Source organism: Pseudoalteromonas luteoviolacea CPMOR-1, from assembly GCF_001625685.1.
Lineage (GTDB): Bacteria > Pseudomonadota > Gammaproteobacteria > Enterobacterales > Alteromonadaceae > Pseudoalteromonas > Pseudoalteromonas luteoviolacea_K.
On sequence record NZ_AUYC01000039.1, the window covers coordinates 105,414 to 121,841 of the forward strand.

Here is a 16,428-nt window from a genome sequence, read left to right on the forward strand (position 1 = left end):
GAAAAAAAAGCCCATGAAGGGCTTTTTTATTTAAGCAAGGAGCTTCGCAAAAGCACGATCAGCCGCTGCGATAGTGTTGTTGATGTCTTCTTCGCTGTGCATAGTGCTGACAAAGCCAGCTTCAAATGCGGATGGTGCAAGGTATACACCTTCTTCTAGCATCAAGTGGAAGAAGCGCTTAAATCTATCTAGGTCACATTCAGTCGCCTGTTGGTAGGTATCAACACGCTCGGCGGAAGTGAAAAAGAAGCCAAACATGCCACCGGCGAAGTTAGTCGTCAGTGGAATACCATGCTTATCCGCTGCCGCTTGGAAGCCAGCACATAGCGCTTTGCTTTTAGCTTCTAACGTATCATGTAAGTTTGGCTCAGAAAGTAACTCAAGTGCTTTAAGGCCAGCTGCCATCGCAATGGGGTTACCGGAGAGCGTACCCGCTTGATAAACAGGACCTATTGGTGCGATGTAATCCATGATTTCACGCTTACCACCAAAGGCACCTACTGGCATGCCACCACCGATCACTTTGCCTAAGCAAGTCAGATCTGGATCGATATTGTAATAAGCTTGCGCACCTCCAAGGGCAACACGGAAGCCTGTCATCACTTCATCGAAGATAAGTATTGACTTGTGCTCATCACATACTGCACGAAGGCCTTCTAAAAACCCTTCAACAGGTGGGATACAGTTCATATTGCCTGCAACGGGTTCAACGATAATACACGCGATTTCGTCTTTATATTCTTCAAAAATCGCTTTGACTTCATCCAAATTATTAAATGACACTGTAAGTGTATGTTTTGCAAAGTCAGCAGGAATACCCGGAGAATTTGGTACGCCCATGGTTAGTGCGCCAGAGCCTGCTTTTACCAGTAGAGAGTCGGCATGACCATGGTAGCAGCCTTCGAATTTTAATATCTTATCTCTGCCAGTGAAGCCACGAGCGAGGCGGATCGCACTCATTGTCGCTTCAGTACCTGAGCTCACCATACGAACTTTTTCAATCGACGGCACAAGAGCTTTAACTTTTTCTGCCATTAAAATTTCAGTTTCAGTAGGCGCACCGTAGCTCAGGCCGTTTTCCACAGCTTCTAATACCGCTTGTTTAATTTCTGGGTGGTTGTGGCCAAGGATCATCGGTCCCCAAGAGCCAACATAGTCAATGTAACGATTATTGTCAGCGTCAAAGGTAAATGGACCTTCTGCTTTGGTGATAAATAATGGTGTGCCGCCCACACCATTAAATGCCCTTACTGGCGAGTTAACGCCTCCTGGGATAGAGGTTTGTGCACGCTCAAATAAGTCTTGGCTAATTGTCATAATGTATCCTTTTTGGTTAACTTTGGCGCTTTCTGCTGAACCAAGGTACGTTGGTTTCGTATTGCTGTACTTTGTTTTCTACACCGAGCGTCAGTGCGAAAAGGGCCATACGGATCAAAACACCGTTTTGTACTTGTCTGAAGATTGCCAAGTTATCATTACTATTTAAATCGTTGTCTAGTTCATTCGCATCACTGCGGCTATCTCTAGGGAGTGGGTGCATTAATACTGATTCAGGCTTACAGTGTGCGTCGTAGATTGCTTGGCTTATTCTGAAGCCGCCACGGTACTTGTTTGCTTCTTCTTGAGACGGGAAACGCTCTTCTTGAATACGCGTTTGATAAACGATATCCGCAGCGAGATTCCCCTCCATTTGAGATACAAGCTCGATTTGGTGTCCAGCATTGGAGACCGCATCCAAGACATAATCTGGCATTTGCAAGCCATCTGGCGCAACCATTGAAAACTTAATATTTTTATAGTGACAAAGAAGCTTTGATAGCGAATGCACGGTTCTGCCATACTTTAGATCGCCCACTAACGCGATATGCATACCATCAACAGTACGGTCAAAGCGGCTAAGCTCTCGGTCAATCGTTAATAAATCTAACAGTGCTTGCGTTGGGTGCTCGTTTGGCCCATCACCACCGTTCAAAACAGGTACATCTGAGCCTGTGGCAAATTCAGCCACACTGCCCGCATCTGGGTGGCGCATAGCAACAGCATCCGCATAGGCAGAAATAACACGCGCTGTATCATACAAAGACTCACCCTTAGCCAATGCAGAGCTTTGCATACCTGTGGTTTCTCTTACTAAACCACCTAATAAGTTAAATGCAGTACCAAAACTGACACGGGTACGAGTGCTTGGCTCAAAGAATAAATTTGCCAGTACAGCACCTTCAAGCACTTGAGTACGCTTATGCTTTTTAGCATAAGGTTCCATGCGCTTTGCAACGTCAAAAATTAATTCAATGGCTTCTCTATCGAGTTGATTGACAGAAAGGATGTTTTCACCTTGGAAACTTAGCATGCGGCGATTCCTAATCACAGATTGACAACAGGAGGCGGGGTGCGCTCCTAACCGAGATAACCTTGGCAACGCAGGTTACTGGAACGATATGATAGCATAATTGCGCGCTAACAGGAGAGTATGACGGCAGGATACCGTCATATTTCTATTAAAAAAGTGGCTTTAAGACTGCGAGTAAGATGATAGGTAGCAATAAGAACACAGGGAACTCGTTAAAGAAACGATAAAATCGAGTGCTGCGAATATTTCTGTCGTGTTTGAAGTCGGCGAGGAGCTTGAAACAATACGCATGATAAATATAAAGAATAATCACAAACACGAGTTTATAGTGTAGCCACATGTTGTATTTAAACCACTCTCTACCGTACTCCATGATAGTCAATACACCAAAGACGGTGGTCAAAATTGCAAATGGTGTGACAAAGTAGAGTAGTCTTCGCTCCATAATCTTTAGCATGGCAGAGCAGGCTTTTTCTTCTGTCATGGTGTGATAGATAAATAACCTTGGCAAATAAAAAATGCCGGCGAACCACGCGACCATAAAAAATATGTGCAAAGCTTTATAAATCAGCAAAGCGCTCATAATGCCCCTTATTTTTTTGATTAAAGTAAACTGTTTCTCATGGTGAGGATGTGGCGCAGCTTATCCCAACGCACAACCCCCATTATTTGTAAGCTATCTTTTTGGTTGTAAACATACACTGCGCCAGAGCGCTTATCTTTCAATATTTCGAATGCCTCAGCCAATGTCGCTTGTGTACTGAGCCCTTGTAGTGGCAAATATTTAATCGTTGCGCTGTCATCAGATACCAAGGTTAAATCATACTCTGCCAAACGGTAGCCATTTTCTTCATCGTAAGTGATCAGGGGAGTTTGGCTATCGACTGCACTAAGTGTTGCTTTAATTTGCTCTGGGTCGTTTGAGTACAGCAATTTAAAATCTTCTTCCATCTCTTCCACGATCCCGACTTTTTGCAGGGCTTCTTTGGCAGGAGAAACTTGATAAGGCAAGCCTTGAAAGTCAAGTTGTTGAATGAAAATAGAACGATTACCAAAAACTTGTAACGCGGTCACATAGGCGGTAGAAATCACCAACATTGCAGGTACCACGATTTGCGGATTTGAGGTGAGTTCCATCACGGCTGTTAAAGCCGCTAGTGGGGCATGTAAGGTGGCTGCTAATAGTCCTGCCATGCCAAGTACTCCATAGGTACCAGCGACATTGACTTCTGGTGAAATAAATTGTGCAAAAAAGGCCATGAGGGTGCCCATGATAACACCAAGCCCTATCACCGGTCCTATCAATCCGCCGGGAATACCCAGCCCAATTGCAAACAAGGTGGCAAGTAGCTTTGCAATGAAAATAGTCGTGAGCAATTGCAAATTGTCTGGCGTTTCAACGGCAAGTTTAATGGCGCTCATACCCGAGCCCATGGCCTCAGGCACCATATAGCCAATGAGTCCAGCAATTAAACCAGCAAGTAGCAAACGTGGGAACATACTAATTGGTTTAAAAGTTTTGATAATTAACATCAGGTTTTGATTGAATGCAAAGGCAACAGCACCCAGTGCAAACCCACATATGATTAAGTACGGGTAGTGCCAGAAGCTGAGCATTTCTATTTGAATTAATGAAAGTTCGGAGACATTACCAAATACAAACTGTGTTGCTAAGGCGCCAGTAACGGCTGCCAGCATGATGGGAACAAAGATATGGATTTTGTACTCCCTAAGCACGACTTCCATAACAAAAATAACAGCCGCTAAAGGGGTATTAAATGAGGCGGCAATGCCGGCTGCAACACCACAGCCGGCCAGTGTTCTTGCTGCGTTATGGGGTAAGTGTAAGCGTTCAGTCAAAACGCTTGCACCTGTTGCTCCCATGTGGACAGATGGCCCTTCACGACCCACTGAAAAGCCACAGATAAGTGCGATACCACCGCCAAAAAACTGGTTCACAGAGTTCCAAATTGGCATGTGTCCATAGTGGTGCTTTATGCGGTTTATAACAAAAGGAATACCGAGTCGATAATGCTTAAACCCCGTTAAGTTTGCAAATAGTGCGATAACTAATGCTGCGCCGACGGGAAGCAGTAGCCTTTGGTGTTCTGCTAAAGAGGTAAAGTCATCATGACTTTCAAGAAAGGTAGACTGAACAAACTCTATCATCAAACGGAATAAGATGATTAAAATTGCAGCAATTAATCCTGCGCACACGCCTAGCAGGCAAAGCTGGGCGGAAGTTCGAGGTTGTGCAAGGCGTCGCCTCACTTGATCAAGTGTCATAATTCAATGCTTGAGGTTGAAGTTTCATCAGTATTTTATCAAAAGAATAATACTAAGTCCCTGACATAAATCTAGCTTTATACACTTTTATGACAGTGATTATTCAGTTTGGGTACATACTGGGCGTGCAAGAATTCAGGGACATGACCATACTTGATTAAAATAGTCGGGTATTAGATAATTCCGCTAATTATTGTACAAGGGTCGAATGCACATGTCAGAAGAGTTACCGATTAAGTTTAGCGATGCAGCTGCTGCACGCGTAAAAGAATTGATTTCCGAAGAGGAAAATCCTGAACTAAAGCTTCGTGTATATGTAACTGGTGGAGGATGCTCTGGTTTTCAATATGGATTTACGTTTGACGAAAAGGTAAACCCAGGCGATTTGGAAATCGAAAAAAATGGTGTGGTCATGGTGGTGGACCCAATGAGTATTCAATACTTAATGGATGGTATCGTCGATTACACTGAAGGGTTAGAAGGTGCACGTTTTTTTGTAAACAACCCAAATGCGACGACGACTTGTGGTTGTGGTGCAAGTTTCAGTGTGTAACAACTGAGACGGTTTCAAATCACTGGGAAAAGCCATGCAATAGCATGGCTTTTTTATGCCGGGTTAGTCACATGCATCATTAAGACAAAAAACCCGAGGATAAATGCTGAAAATAAAAGAATATAAACAAAACCGCGTTTTCCTTGCTTAATGGGGACATTATTGATCCGCAAAAAGTAATACCATCCAAAACACAAAATAAGTGGCAATAAAAATAAGATCCGGAACATTTTGAAGCCCTTTTTTTTAAGTTAATTTTAAGATTAGCTGTAAATGCTTATTTTTAAAAGAAAAATAAATTATTTCAAATACTGGTACAAGATATAAAATTTTTGTTAAAGTGTAGTATGTACCCTACATGAAAAAAACGAATATAGTTTTTCAAAAATTTATTAGGTTTTAGCGGTAAGATAGTCTATACCTAATTGGGTACATAGGAACACGCCTGTTGTTGATACAGGAAATGTGCAAGGCCTATAGGGCCTACAGAGGTATTATTTTTTAAAATACAATAGCCAGCCGAGTGAGACGGGCAAATTTCACGAGGCCAGTTGAGATTAATCATCAAGTAGGAGATGTTTATTTATGATGGGTAAAACGGTTTCTTCGGAAGAAAACGGAAAGTTAACAAAATGGTTAAAATCGAAGCGTCATGAGAAAGGTCATACAATGCGTAGCCTTGCTCAAGTTTTAGGGACGCCGCATTCTTTTATCGGAAAGATTGAGAACCAAGAGCGCCGTTTAGATGTGATTGAATTTTTACGCTATTGTGAAGCGTTAGAAGTTGACCCGTATGAAGGCTTATCTTTAATTAACAAAGAAGAGCTATAACCCTTTACGGGATTAAGAATACAAGGTGCAGGGAAATGCACCTTAGTCTTGTTTCTTATAATCAGTCTCTATTGCATAGAGCTTATGTCGGATAAAGTAGAGAAAGACCAAAGATGGGATCACCATCAACGCAGTTATAACAAAGAATACTGCCCAGTTACCCCCTAGCCAGTCATCAATAACGACACCACTGTAACTCGACAATACGGTTCGGCCTAAACTGCCTAATGATGCCAGTAGCGCATAATGCGTTGCACTAAAGGTTCTATCGCAGAGCATAGAAATGAAAGCGACCATGGCAACCAATGACCACGCTTGGGTAAAACCATCAACAACAATGGCCAGAGCATAAAGTGACACTTTTGGCCCAGCAACGGCTATCCAAGAAAAAATCAAGTTAGAGGCAGCCATTGCGACACCACTGATAAACAAACCTTTTACGATGCCGTATTTATGATTAAAAATACTGCCAAGGAAAGCAAATACAATGGTAATAAGCCCGGTGCCGAGCTTTGAGAATTGCGCAATTTGCGTATTTGTAAATCCAATTTCTTTATAAAATACGATGGACATACGCGCCAAAAACGCTTCGCCAATCTTAAATAAAAAGATAAAGGTTAAAAGCGCGAGTGCTGTTTTGACACCATTTTTATTAAAAAAGCTGACAAATGGCGCGACCAGTGTCACTCCAAGCCAAGCGAGTAGCTTATTGGTTTTGGAATGGCCAAGTTGAGAGAGTTTTTCTTCGTATGCTTTTTGTATTTGCGCTTGTGCTGTATCACGGTGAGACTCCGGCTCTTTAGCTACCAATGTCACAATACAGAGTAACGCCATTATCACTGCAAGCAGTATATACACATCTGACCATGATATATTGGGCAGATCGGCTGCAATGAAAGGAATTGCGCCGAGCAAGGCATATCCGCTCCACCAACCTGAGGTTGCCATGGCTGCGGCTGCTGTTGACTTTTCACTTTCTGATTGGGGCAGTACATCAATACGATAACCATCGATAGCAATATCATGTGTTGCAGCAAACAATGCAATTAAAAAGCACAGTAGAGCCGCATAAAACAGACTCGTTTTTAAATCAATAAATGCCAAACATGCGGCACTTGCCGTAATAACGACTTGCCCGAGTAAAATCCAACTCCTGCGCTGACCCAGCATACTACCAAGCACGGGGAGCTTCAGTCTATCGACCAATGGAGACCACAGAAAGTTAATGGTATAGGCGCTAAAAACAATACCAAACAATCCAATTAGACTGCGGCTAAGGCCTTCATCTTTTAGCCACGCAGACATGACTGAGCCAATCAGCACCCAAGGGAAGCCCTGACTCATACCAAATGCAAATACAGTCAGCAGTCGTTTGTCTTTGTAATAACTTAGGTATTGGGAAATACTGGCTGATGTCATCATGGTTTAGTTAAAACTCTTCAGCGGGTAAGATATCGACGCTATGAATGATAACCGCGGTCTTTGGGATAAATGAGTAACCTAACTTTTGATTGTAGCCGGTTTCCACTTGCATGATTTTATCCAATGTTTCATAGCCATCGGTGACATTACCAAATACTGCAAACCCCCAGTCTCTACCTGGATTTAAATGGTCATTGTCATCCATATTAAAGAAGAACTGACGGGTACCCGAATGCGGTTTACTGTCTTGGTAGGCCATCGCGACGGAGTACATTTCATTTTTAAGGCCATTACCACTTTCATTGAAAATGGGTTTGCGCTCGAACATGCCATCATAGTCTTTGTCGTAGCCGCCTCCTTGGATCACAAAATCTTTTTCATTGGCTTCATCACGTTCAACTCGATGAAAAACAGAACCTTTATAGTCACCATTGACAACATAGGTTAAAAAGTTATTGACCGTCAACGGCGCGCGCGAGCGGTCCAGCTCTACGATGATTTTACCCAGTGATGTATTGATCTGAACTTTAGGGAACAGATTGTCTTTTTGGACGAAGCGTCCTTCTTTATTAGCTGCTTGTGCAAAGCTTGCTGTTACAATTATGAAAGCAAAAACCAATATGCGGATCATGTTGACTGCCTCTTATTATTGTTGTGCGATAAAATCAATTAACTCTTTGTCTTTAATTATATGAGTGACAAGTTGTTGTGCGAGCATATTAAGCTGACCTTCCACCTTGGCTTGGTCGTGTTTTAATGAGCCCGATAGCGCGCGAGTCCCTGTGTATGACTTACTAAAAGTACCACTTGGCTTATTGACCGTCACTTTAAATTCAGCTTCGGCATTGCTTTCATGCTTGCTGTATGTTTCAGTCACTTGCGCTAAGAACTTATTTATCTCCAGTGTAATTGTTGTTTTTGCTTCTGAAGTAATGTTTGCGTTATTCGCTACCAAGGCCTGTTTAAATACATTAGAAATAGTGACCGGCAAGTTTGCATCAGGTAAGTAAACAGCAGGCTCTGTATCCAGAACTTTGACGGTGAACTTGGATGTTCTCAGGTCGACAATGTTTACGTTCAAAGGCACATTGAGCTGCACGACTTGGCCAGCAGAATATTCAGGGTTCATGATGACTGACTTTGGGGCTGCTGCGCAACCTGATAACACGGTTAAAATGCCAGCCGTTGCAAGAGAGTAGAATATTTTTGCCATGATTAGCTCCTTTTTATTACGCTTAATACGGTAAACTTTTTATTGTTGCCCAGCACCTTACAATTACCAAAAAGTCGTTGCAACTTATCTAGATAGTCTAGATGCCGGTTGCCTATGATTCTGAGTTCCCCTCCATTTCGCAAGGTATGTTTAGCCTGCAAGAACATCTGCCATGCAATGTGATCTGTGATGGCCTGTGCTTGGTGGAATGGTGGGTTACACAGCACTAAATCCGCACTATTCGGTGCAAAGCCAGTTAAGCAATCATTGTGAATAAATTGGCAGTCAGAGAATCTATCTGGCAAGTTATGTTCGACATTTAATTTTGCACTGGCCACTGCCATCGCAGATTCATCTACAAAGGTGACTTTTGCATTGGGCATACGGTTTAATGTTTGCAGTCCAATCACGCCATTACCACAACCTAAATCAATGATGTTGAGCGCCTTTTTACCTGCAGGTAAATAATTGAAGAAAAACCGTGCACCTATATCTAAGGAATCACGTGAAAAAACATTGGCATGATTGGTGATAGTCATCTCTGTGTTTTCTAATGACCAAGATATTGGAAACTTGCAAGCAACGGGCTTGTTGGTCGTCTTAGAAAAAATGAGCCGAGACTTTTTAACGGCCAAACTGGTTTTTGGTTCGTAAATAAAGTGGTTAAACGACTTTAGTGTCGAGGTATGGATCTCTTTTGCTTTACCTGCGGCAATAACAGGGATGTCTGCGGGTAAGTGACTCAATTTTGCTAACTGGTGCTGTAAATAACCGGCATTTTTAGGTATTTTTAGTATCACTAAATCGATGTCATGGGGCAGCACATCCAAGCTATCTAAAAATGAGATATGGGTATCAGGTAGCTGGTTTTCGCTCAAATTGTATTTACATGCTGCAGTGCTCACAAAAGAGTCGTTGACAAAATGAATGGCAGGGAGCTGATCATCATGTTGGTAAATAACGGACAGTGCGCAACTAAGTGCGCCAAAGCTGTCATTTAACACTAATATTTTTCGCACATCAGAGTAGTCTTCGTTGATGTGTTCAAGTAGATACTCGTCTGCGGCATCCCAAGCCTGTAAACTGCGATTTTTTTGTTCTAGAGGAAATCGATGTAAAGTAAATGGGCGATTAGCCAATACCGCGTCGGTTGTCATAGGTCTATATTTTTCACTAACAATGTGAGTGCATAATATCATGTCACAGCTGAACAAAGAATGTTTGCCTGAAGGCTTTACGTATTTTCCACAGGTTATCTCTTTTGATAAAAGCTTGGCCTTATACGAGCACTTAACCACGAGTTTGCCTTGGCAACAGCCAAAAATTCAGGTCTATGGTAAATATCATCTTATTCCGAGGTTACAGTGTTTCGTTGCCGACCCGAGTGTGCATTATGGTTACTCAGGTAAGTCATTGGATAATGTTCCGTGGCTACCCGCATTGGCTGCGATGCGCCAGCGTTTAAAAAACCAATATGATAACGATTTTAATGCACTGCTGGTTAATTGGTATCGTGATGGCATGGATACCATGGGTTGGCATAGTGACGATGAAAAAGAGTTGGGCAATAAGCCATTAATAGCCTCGGTATCTTTGGGTGCTCCAAGAATGTTCAAAATACGTCATCGACAAACACGCAAAGTCACTTCTTTTGTGCTTGAAACGGGCAGCTTGTTGATTATGTCTGGAGACAGTCAGCACGATTATGAGCACAGTCTACCCAAACAAACAAAAGTCAAGCAGGGACGAATTAATCTGACATTTAGAACGGTTGGTTAATCCTAGTTTAGGGCGTATAGTATGTGATGTTTAACAATATGATAGTAAAGAGTATGCCCATGTCTATGCAGCAACAAATACACACCAAACTCAGTGACGCAATTGATTGCACGCACCTTGAGGTGATCAATGAAAGCCATATGCACAGTCGCGGGAGTGATTCACACTTTAAAGTGATTGTTGTCAGTGAAGAGTTTTCTGGTTTACGTTTATTGCCTCGTCACAGACGCATAAATGAGGTACTGAAGTCTGAATTAGCCAATGATATTCATGCTCTGGCTATTCATGCCCATACACCTGAAGAATTTAGTGAGCAGTCTGGGCAAGTACCAGCGTCACCAAACTGTTTAGGTGGGTCAAAGTTCGACTAACATCTGATCAGACCTGTATTTAGGTCATCAGAGATTACACTATACGCAATTTTTCTGGCACCATCTTTCTAACCCCTCAGTTGTTTGTGGTAAATGATGGGCCTAAATACTTGAGACAAATTCAAAATTTAGTAGGAAATATAATGGTAATTAAGCCGAAGATCCGTGGTTTTATCTGTACAAATGCTCATCCAGCAGGTTGTGCTGCACATGTTGAAGAGCAAATCGCTTATGTTAAGCAACAGGGCGAGTTAAAAGATGGTCCAAAAAATGTACTTGTGATCGGTGCTTCTACTGGCTATGGTCTAGCGTCTCGTATTACTGCGGCATTTGGTTCTGGTGCTAAAACACTGGGTATCTTTTTTGAGAAAGAAGGTACAGAGAAAAAAACAGCGTCTGCTGGTTGGTACAACACAGCAGCTTTCCAAAACGCAGCTGATAAAGCAGGCCTTTGGTCTAAAAACATTAATGGCGATGCGTTTTCAACTGAACTAAAAGAAAAAGCCATTGAAGCGATTAAAGCGGATATGGGCAAAGTTGATTTAATTATTTATAGCCTAGCTTCGCCACGTCGTACTGATCCTAAAACAGGTGAAACACACAGTTCAGTACTTAAGCCAATTGGCGAAGCAATTACAACTAAAAACTTAAACACGTCTAAGCGCGTTATCGATGAAGTGAGTGTTGAAGCGGCCAATGAAGAAGAAATCGCTAACACTGTTAAAGTGATGGGCGGCGAAGACTGGGAACTTTGGTTAGACGCGCTTAAACAAGCAGATGTGCTAGCAGATAATTTTAAGACGACAGCTTATACTTATATCGGTAAAGAGCTAACATGGCCAATTTATGGTCATGCAACAATCGGTAAAGCGAAAGAAGATTTAGATAGAGCTGCAGCGGCAATTAAAGCATCTACAGCTGCGCTAAATGGTGAAGCTTATGTGTCTTCTCTAAATGCAGTTGTGACACAAGCGAGTTCTGCAATTCCAATCATGCCCCTTTATATCTCAGCTTTATTTAAAGTAACTAAAGAAGATGGTACATATGAAGGGACTATTGAGCAGATCCATGGTCTGTTTAATGAAAGTCTGTACAGTGATAGCCCGCGTTTTGATGACGGTGGTCACCTGTTCCAAAACTACAAAGAGCTAGAAGAGGGTGTGCAAGCACGTATTCAGCATATTTGGGACACAGTAGATACGGATACGATTGATGCATTAACTGACTATGAAGGTTATCACAACGAGTTCCTAAAATTATTTGGTTTTGGTGTTGATGGTGTCGATTATGACGCTGATGTGAATACTATTGCTGAAATCAATAATTTAGTTTAATTATTGAACGGGTGGTGAAGCACATTTGCTGCACCACCTTATATTTACCCCACTAAACACACCTATCTTTTTCTCATTCAATACCACTTTGGTCTATATTGAATTAATCGCAATTAGCTGAACTGAGCTAAAACCATTGTTAAGTCGTATTAATTTGATAATTCTACTCGCATAGTCAGGGCGATTAATGTTAAAATTGCGGAAATATGTGAGGACTATATATCACGACGCTTGTTTTTGGTTGATTTGACTTTTGTCAAGTCTCTTTTGATTAGGCGAGTTCTTTGATACTGAAAACACGATGAGATAGCGGCCGTGATAACTAAAGATTTTTCAATTTCTTTCCGTTAATGTAATGCAAGTGCGTATGATCAACATAAAAAAAGGTCTGGACTTACCCATAGAGGGCGCACCACAGCAAGCTATTCATGATGGCGCTGCCATCAAACGCGTAGCTGTGCTTGGTGAAGAGTTTATTGGTATGCGTCCAACCATGCATGTTCGCGTGGATGACCAAGTCAAAAAAGGCCAAATTCTTTTTGAAGACAAAAAGAATCCTGGCGTCAAGTTTACTGCGCCAGCCTCTGGTGTAGTTAAAGAAATCAACCGTGGTGCTAAGCGTGTTCTTCAGTCTGTTGTGATTGAAGTACAAGGCAATGAGCAAATCACTTTCGACAAGGTCGCAGCTGCTGATTTAAGCAACTTAGATCGTGAGAAAGTTAAAGAATTGCTTATTGAATCTGGTCAATGGCCAGCGCTACGTGCACGTCCATTTAGCCGTGTTGCTGTTCCAAGCGCAACGCCGAGCTCAATCTTCGTGACAGCCATAGATACTAACCCATTAGCCGCAGATCCTGCAGTGATCATTGCTGAAAACGTTGAAGCGTTTGAAGCGGGTCTTGCTGTGGTTTCACGTCTAACTGATGGCAAAGTATTTGTGTGTAAGCAGTCTGGTAGTAAAGTACCAAGCTCTTCGCTATCGCAAGTAGAAGTACATGAGTTCGCGGGTGTTCACCCAGCTGGCTTAGTGGGTACTCATATCCATCATCTAGATGCAGTTAGTGCAGACAAGCAAGTTTGGCACTTAGGTTACCAGGACGTTATCGCGTTTGGTAAGCTGTTCCTAACTGGCGAGATCTACACTGATCGAGTTGTTTCTTTGGCAGGTCCTCGCGTAAAGAATCCTCGTTTAGTTAAAACTCAAGTTGGTGCGTCGTTAACAGATTTAGTATCTGGTGAACTTGAAGACGGTGATAACCGAGTCATTTCTGGCTCTGTGTTAGCTGGTAAAACAGCAGCCGGCCCTCATGGTTTCCTAGGTCGTTACCACGTACAGGTTTCAGTTCTTCTTGAAGGTCGTGAGAAAGAGCTATTTGGTTGGATTGCGCCAGGTAGTAAAAAATTCTCTGTGACACGTACATTTATTTCACACTTAGCACCTAGCCGTTTGTTCAAGTTTACAACGTCTACTGGTGGTTCTAAGCGTGCAATGGTGCCAATCGGCAACTATGAGCGTGTTATGCCTCTGGATATCCTACCAACGCTATTACTTCGTGATCTGATCGCAGGCGATCTAGATAGCGCTATCTCTTTAGGTGCGCTTGAGCTTGACGAAGAAGATTTAGCATTGTGTACCTTCGTATGTCCAGGCAAGTATGACTATGGCTTAATCCTACGTGATTGCCTGACTACTATCGAGAAGGAAGGTTAAAAATGGCCTTAAAGAAATTTTTAGAAGACATTGAACCTCACTTTGAACCAGGTGGAAAGCACGAGAAGTGGTATGCGCTTTATGAAGCTATCGCGACGGTTTTCTATACTCCTGGTTACGTAAACAAAGGCGGCACGCACGTGCGTGATAACATCGACCTGAAACGTATCATGATTTTGGTATGGATGGCGACGTTCCCGGCTATGTTCTTTGGTATGTTCAACATCGGTCACCAAGCGGCATTAGCGATTGGTAGTGGTTTTGACATTGCATCTACTTGGCAAGCTGGTATTTTCCAAGCGCTAGGTGGTGAGCTGACAGCAGATTCTGGCTGGGCAGCGAAAATGTTCTATGGTGCGTGTTTCTTCTTACCTATTTACGGTACGGTGTTTATCGTAGGTGGTTTCTGGGAAGTATTATTCGCATCAGTGCGTAAGCACGAAGTAAACGAAGGTTTCTTCGTAACTTCAGTATTATTTGCATTGATCCTGCCTGCAACCATTCCTTTATGGCAAGTTGCACTAGGTATCACGTTTGGTGTTGTGGTAGCTAAAGAAGTATTCGGTGGTACAGGCCGTAACTTCCTTAACCCTGCACTTGCTGGTCGTGCGTTCCTTTTCTTCGCATACCCAGGTGATATCTCAGGTGACACAGTATGGACAGCAGTAGATTCATTCTCTGGTGCTACATACCTAGGTCAAGCAGCGATCGGTTCATTAGATTACAACAACATGCAGTTGTGGTGGGATGCATTCTACGGCTTTATCCAAGGTTCAATGGGTGAGACGTCGACGCTAGCACTGGCAATTGGTGGTTTGTTCTTGATGTATGTTCGTATCGCGTCATGGCGCATCGTACTAGGTACATTCCTAGGTATGGTTGTGATGTCTACGCTACTGAACATGATCGGTTCTGACACGAACGCGACATTTGCTATGCCTTGGCATTGGCACTTAGTGCTTGGTGGTTTTGCATTTGGTATGTTCTTTATGGCGACTGACCCAGTTTCTGCGTCTTTCACTGATAAAGGTAAATGGGCATACGGTGCATTAATTGGTGTTATGGTAGTGCTTATCCGTGTTGTTAACCCGGCATACCCAGAAGGTATGATGTTAGCAATCCTATTCGCTAACCTATTCGCACCGCTATTCGACCACCTTGTAGTGCAGTCAAATGTGAAGAGGAGATTGGCACGTGTCTAGTAACAATGAAACTATCGGCAAAACGTTAGGCGTTGTTGTTGGTTTATGTTTAGTGTGTGCAATCGTCGTATCTTTTGCGGCAGTTCAATTGCGCCCTCTACAACAGGCAAACAAAATTGAAGACGTTCAGCGTAACATTCTAGCAGCAGCTGGTTTTAAAGACGTTGAGAACGTTTCACAAAAGTACAGCCAAGTTATCGATGCACGCGTTGTTGACTTAAAGTCAGGTGAGTTTGTTGACACAGATCCTAACTCGTTCGATTTCACAATGACTAAGTTCGATGCAGAGCGCAGCTTCGCAGTGCCAAAAGAAGATGACCTTGCTGGTATTCTTCGTATGACGCACGAATCGCCTGTATACCTTGCTAAAGATAGCAACGGTCAGGTTGAGTCTGTGATCCTGCCTGTCCAAGGTTACGGCCTATGGGGCATCATGTACGGTTTTATCGCACTAGACCTTGATACGAAAACGATTAAAGCAATCAATTTCTATCAGCACAACGAGACTGCGGGTCTTGGTGGCGAAATCCAGAATCCTAAGTGGACAGCTACTTGGGAAGGCAAGCAACTACCTGTTGATATCGTAAAAGGCACAGCTGGCAACGATATTCACAAAGTTGATGGTCTATCTGGCGCAACACTAACTTCGAACGGTGTTGATAACACATTCAAGTTCTGGACAGGCGACAAAGCGTTTGGTCCATTCCTAGCGAAAGTACGTGAAGGGGCATTGAACTAATGGCTAATGCAAAAGAAATGAAGGAAGTCTTGTTAGGACCAGTCTTCGCAAACAACCCAATTGCTCTGCAAGTACTGGGCATTTGTTCTGCGCTAGCGGTTACTTCAAGCCTTAAAAATGCACTTATCATGTCACTTGCTTTGACTGTGGTAACTGCGTTCTCAAGCTTATTTATCTCGTTGATCCGTAACCACATTCCGTCAAGTGTACGTATCATCGTTCAAATGACGATTATCGCATCATTGGTAATCGTTGTTGACCAAACACTTCAAGCATTTGTCTATGCTACGGCTAAAGAACTAACGGTATTCGTTGGTCTGATCATTACTAACTGTATCGTAATGGGTCGTGCAGAAGCATATGCAATGAAGTCGCCACCGCTTATGTCTTTCTTAGACGGTATCGGTAACGGTCTTGGTTACTCAGTAGTTCTAATTACAATTGGCTTTGTACGTGAACTATTCGGTGCAGGTGCACTATTTGGTGTTGAAATTCTTCCACTTGTTGCTGACGGTGGTTGGTACCAGCCAATGGGTCTATTAATTATGCCATTCAGTTCATTCTTCTTAGTTGGTTTCTTCATTTGGGTACTTCGTACTTATAAGAAAGACCAAGTAGAAGCGAAGGCATAAGGGGA

General features: G+C 42.7%; 17 protein-coding genes. 9 read left to right on the forward strand and 8 right to left on the reverse strand.

The annotated features are described in order from the left end of the window. Positions 1-30: 30 nt before the first annotated feature. The 4 genes from hemL to N473_RS17770 form a co-directional block, all read right to left on the reverse strand. A complete protein-coding gene (gene hemL / locus N473_RS17755) occupies positions 31-1,317 on the reverse strand; it encodes a glutamate-1-semialdehyde 2,1-aminomutase (protein ID WP_063369086.1) in 1,287 nt (428 codons plus the stop codon). 16 nt (positions 1,318-1,333) lie between these two features. Then, positions 1,334-2,350 carry an aspartate carbamoyltransferase gene (locus N473_RS17760; protein ID WP_039611702.1) on the reverse strand — a complete coding sequence of 339 codons (1,017 nt, stop codon included), beginning with the start codon at positions 2,348-2,350 and terminating at the stop codon, positions 1,334-1,336. Between the two features lie 148 nt (positions 2,351-2,498). Next, on the reverse strand, positions 2,499-2,933 hold the full coding sequence (locus tag N473_RS17765) for a CopD family protein (protein ID WP_063369087.1): 435 nt from the start codon (positions 2,931-2,933) through the stop codon (positions 2,499-2,501). A 20-nt stretch (positions 2,934-2,953) separates the two neighbouring features. Beyond that, positions 2,954-4,636, reverse strand: a complete 1,683-nt coding sequence (locus tag N473_RS17770; protein ID WP_063369088.1) for a chloride channel protein — start codon at positions 4,634-4,636, stop codon at positions 2,954-2,956. 214 nt (positions 4,637-4,850) lie between these two features. Here N473_RS17770 and erpA point away from each other — a divergent pair, with 214 nt between their 5' ends. Next, entirely contained in the window at positions 4,851-5,189 is a 339-nt protein-coding gene (erpA, locus tag N473_RS17775) for an iron-sulfur cluster insertion protein ErpA (protein WP_039611699.1), read from the forward strand. A 585-nt stretch (positions 5,190-5,774) separates the two neighbouring features. Further along, positions 5,775-6,020 carry a helix-turn-helix domain-containing protein gene (locus N473_RS17780; protein ID WP_023399554.1) on the forward strand — a complete coding sequence of 82 codons (246 nt, stop codon included), beginning with the start codon at positions 5,775-5,777 and terminating at the stop codon, positions 6,018-6,020. A 42-nt stretch (positions 6,021-6,062) separates the two neighbouring features. Here N473_RS17780 and N473_RS17785 read toward each other — a convergent pair whose 3' ends face one another. Genes N473_RS17785 through N473_RS17800 form a run of 4 tightly spaced genes read right to left on the reverse strand, consistent with a single transcriptional unit; the run spans position 6,063 to position 9,812 of the window. Beyond that, positions 6,063-7,442: an AmpG family muropeptide MFS transporter gene (locus N473_RS17785; RefSeq protein WP_063369089.1), complete on the reverse strand. Its 1,380-nt coding sequence runs from the start codon at positions 7,440-7,442 to the stop codon at positions 6,063-6,065. Positions 7,443-7,449: 7 nt separating this feature from the next. After that, entirely contained in the window at positions 7,450-8,073 is a 624-nt protein-coding gene (locus N473_RS17790) for a peptidylprolyl isomerase (RefSeq protein ID WP_063369090.1), read from the reverse strand. 15 nt (positions 8,074-8,088) lie between these two features. Continuing rightward, positions 8,089-8,655 carry a YajG family lipoprotein gene (locus N473_RS17795; protein WP_081221249.1) on the reverse strand — a complete coding sequence of 189 codons (567 nt, stop codon included), beginning with the start codon at positions 8,653-8,655 and terminating at the stop codon, positions 8,089-8,091. 2 nt (positions 8,656-8,657) lie between these two features. Continuing rightward, a complete protein-coding gene (locus N473_RS17800; RefSeq protein WP_063369125.1) occupies positions 8,658-9,812 on the reverse strand; it encodes a methyltransferase in 1,155 nt (384 codons plus the stop codon). A 40-nt stretch (positions 9,813-9,852) separates the two neighbouring features. On the opposite strand from N473_RS17800, the gene N473_RS17805 reads away from it, so the two are divergent. From N473_RS17805 to N473_RS17835, 7 genes are all read left to right on the forward strand, one after another. After that, the gene (locus N473_RS17805) at positions 9,853-10,434 is read left to right on the forward strand and encodes an alpha-ketoglutarate-dependent dioxygenase AlkB family protein (RefSeq protein WP_063369091.1); all 582 of its coding nucleotides are present in this window, start codon (positions 9,853-9,855) and stop codon (positions 10,432-10,434) included. A 59-nt stretch (positions 10,435-10,493) separates the two neighbouring features. Then, the gene (locus tag N473_RS17810) at positions 10,494-10,805 is read left to right on the forward strand and encodes a BolA family protein (RefSeq protein ID WP_063369092.1); all 312 of its coding nucleotides are present in this window, start codon (positions 10,494-10,496) and stop codon (positions 10,803-10,805) included. Between the two features lie 143 nt (positions 10,806-10,948). Then, positions 10,949-12,139 (forward strand): enoyl-ACP reductase FabV, encoded by a 1,191-nt coding sequence (gene fabV, locus N473_RS17815; RefSeq protein ID WP_063369093.1) that lies wholly within the window; start codon positions 10,949-10,951, stop codon positions 12,137-12,139. Between the two features lie 367 nt (positions 12,140-12,506). Continuing rightward, positions 12,507-13,850: a Na(+)-translocating NADH-quinone reductase subunit A gene (locus tag N473_RS17820; protein ID WP_063369127.1), complete on the forward strand. Its 1,344-nt coding sequence runs from the start codon at positions 12,507-12,509 to the stop codon at positions 13,848-13,850. 2 nt (positions 13,851-13,852) lie between these two features. After that, positions 13,853-15,052 (forward strand): NADH:ubiquinone reductase (Na(+)-transporting) subunit B, encoded by a 1,200-nt coding sequence (locus tag N473_RS17825; RefSeq protein WP_039611692.1) that lies wholly within the window; start codon positions 13,853-13,855, stop codon positions 15,050-15,052. Next, the gene (locus N473_RS17830; protein ID WP_063369094.1) at positions 15,045-15,791 is read left to right on the forward strand and encodes a Na(+)-translocating NADH-quinone reductase subunit C; all 747 of its coding nucleotides are present in this window, start codon (positions 15,045-15,047) and stop codon (positions 15,789-15,791) included. The genes N473_RS17825 and N473_RS17830 overlap by 8 nt, the downstream gene beginning before the upstream one ends. Further along, positions 15,791-16,423 (forward strand): NADH:ubiquinone reductase (Na(+)-transporting) subunit D, encoded by a 633-nt coding sequence (locus N473_RS17835; protein WP_039611690.1) that lies wholly within the window; start codon positions 15,791-15,793, stop codon positions 16,421-16,423. Before N473_RS17830 ends, N473_RS17835 begins: the two co-directional genes overlap by 1 nt. The last annotated feature ends 5 nt before the right edge of the window (positions 16,424-16,428 follow it).

Bases quoted from the DNA above. Each gene is read 5' to 3' on its own strand.
- hemL (WP_063369086.1), bottom strand. From the start codon at position 1,317: ATGACAATTAGCCAAGACTTATTTGAGCGTGCACAAACCTCTATCCCA.
- N473_RS17760 (WP_039611702.1), bottom strand. From the start codon at position 2,350: ATGCTAAGTTTCCAAGGTGAAAACATCCTTTCTGTCAATCAACTCGAT.
- N473_RS17765 (WP_063369087.1), bottom strand. From the start codon at position 2,933: ATGAGCGCTTTGCTGATTTATAAAGCTTTGCACATATTTTTTATGGTC.
- N473_RS17770 (WP_063369088.1), bottom strand. From the start codon at position 4,636: ATGACACTTGATCAAGTGAGGCGACGCCTTGCACAACCTCGAACTTCC.
- erpA (WP_039611699.1), top strand. From the start codon at position 4,851: ATGTCAGAAGAGTTACCGATTAAGTTTAGCGATGCAGCTGCTGCACGC.
- N473_RS17780 (WP_023399554.1), top strand. From the start codon at position 5,775: ATGATGGGTAAAACGGTTTCTTCGGAAGAAAACGGAAAGTTAACAAAA.
- N473_RS17785 (WP_063369089.1), bottom strand. From the start codon at position 7,442: ATGATGACATCAGCCAGTATTTCCCAATACCTAAGTTATTACAAAGAC.
- N473_RS17790 (WP_063369090.1), bottom strand. From the start codon at position 8,073: ATGATCCGCATATTGGTTTTTGCTTTCATAATTGTAACAGCAAGCTTT.
- N473_RS17795 (WP_081221249.1), bottom strand. From the start codon at position 8,655: ATGGCAAAAATATTCTACTCTCTTGCAACGGCTGGCATTTTAACCGTG.
- N473_RS17800 (WP_063369125.1), bottom strand. From the start codon at position 9,812: ATGACAACCGACGCGGTATTGGCTAATCGCCCATTTACTTTACATCGA.
- N473_RS17805 (WP_063369091.1), top strand. From the start codon at position 9,853: ATGTCACAGCTGAACAAAGAATGTTTGCCTGAAGGCTTTACGTATTTT.
- N473_RS17810 (WP_063369092.1), top strand. From the start codon at position 10,494: ATGTCTATGCAGCAACAAATACACACCAAACTCAGTGACGCAATTGAT.
- fabV (WP_063369093.1), top strand. From the start codon at position 10,949: ATGGTAATTAAGCCGAAGATCCGTGGTTTTATCTGTACAAATGCTCAT.
- N473_RS17820 (WP_063369127.1), top strand. From the start codon at position 12,507: ATGATCAACATAAAAAAAGGTCTGGACTTACCCATAGAGGGCGCACCA.
- N473_RS17825 (WP_039611692.1), top strand. From the start codon at position 13,853: ATGGCCTTAAAGAAATTTTTAGAAGACATTGAACCTCACTTTGAACCA.
- N473_RS17835 (WP_039611690.1), top strand. From the start codon at position 15,791: ATGGCTAATGCAAAAGAAATGAAGGAAGTCTTGTTAGGACCAGTCTTC.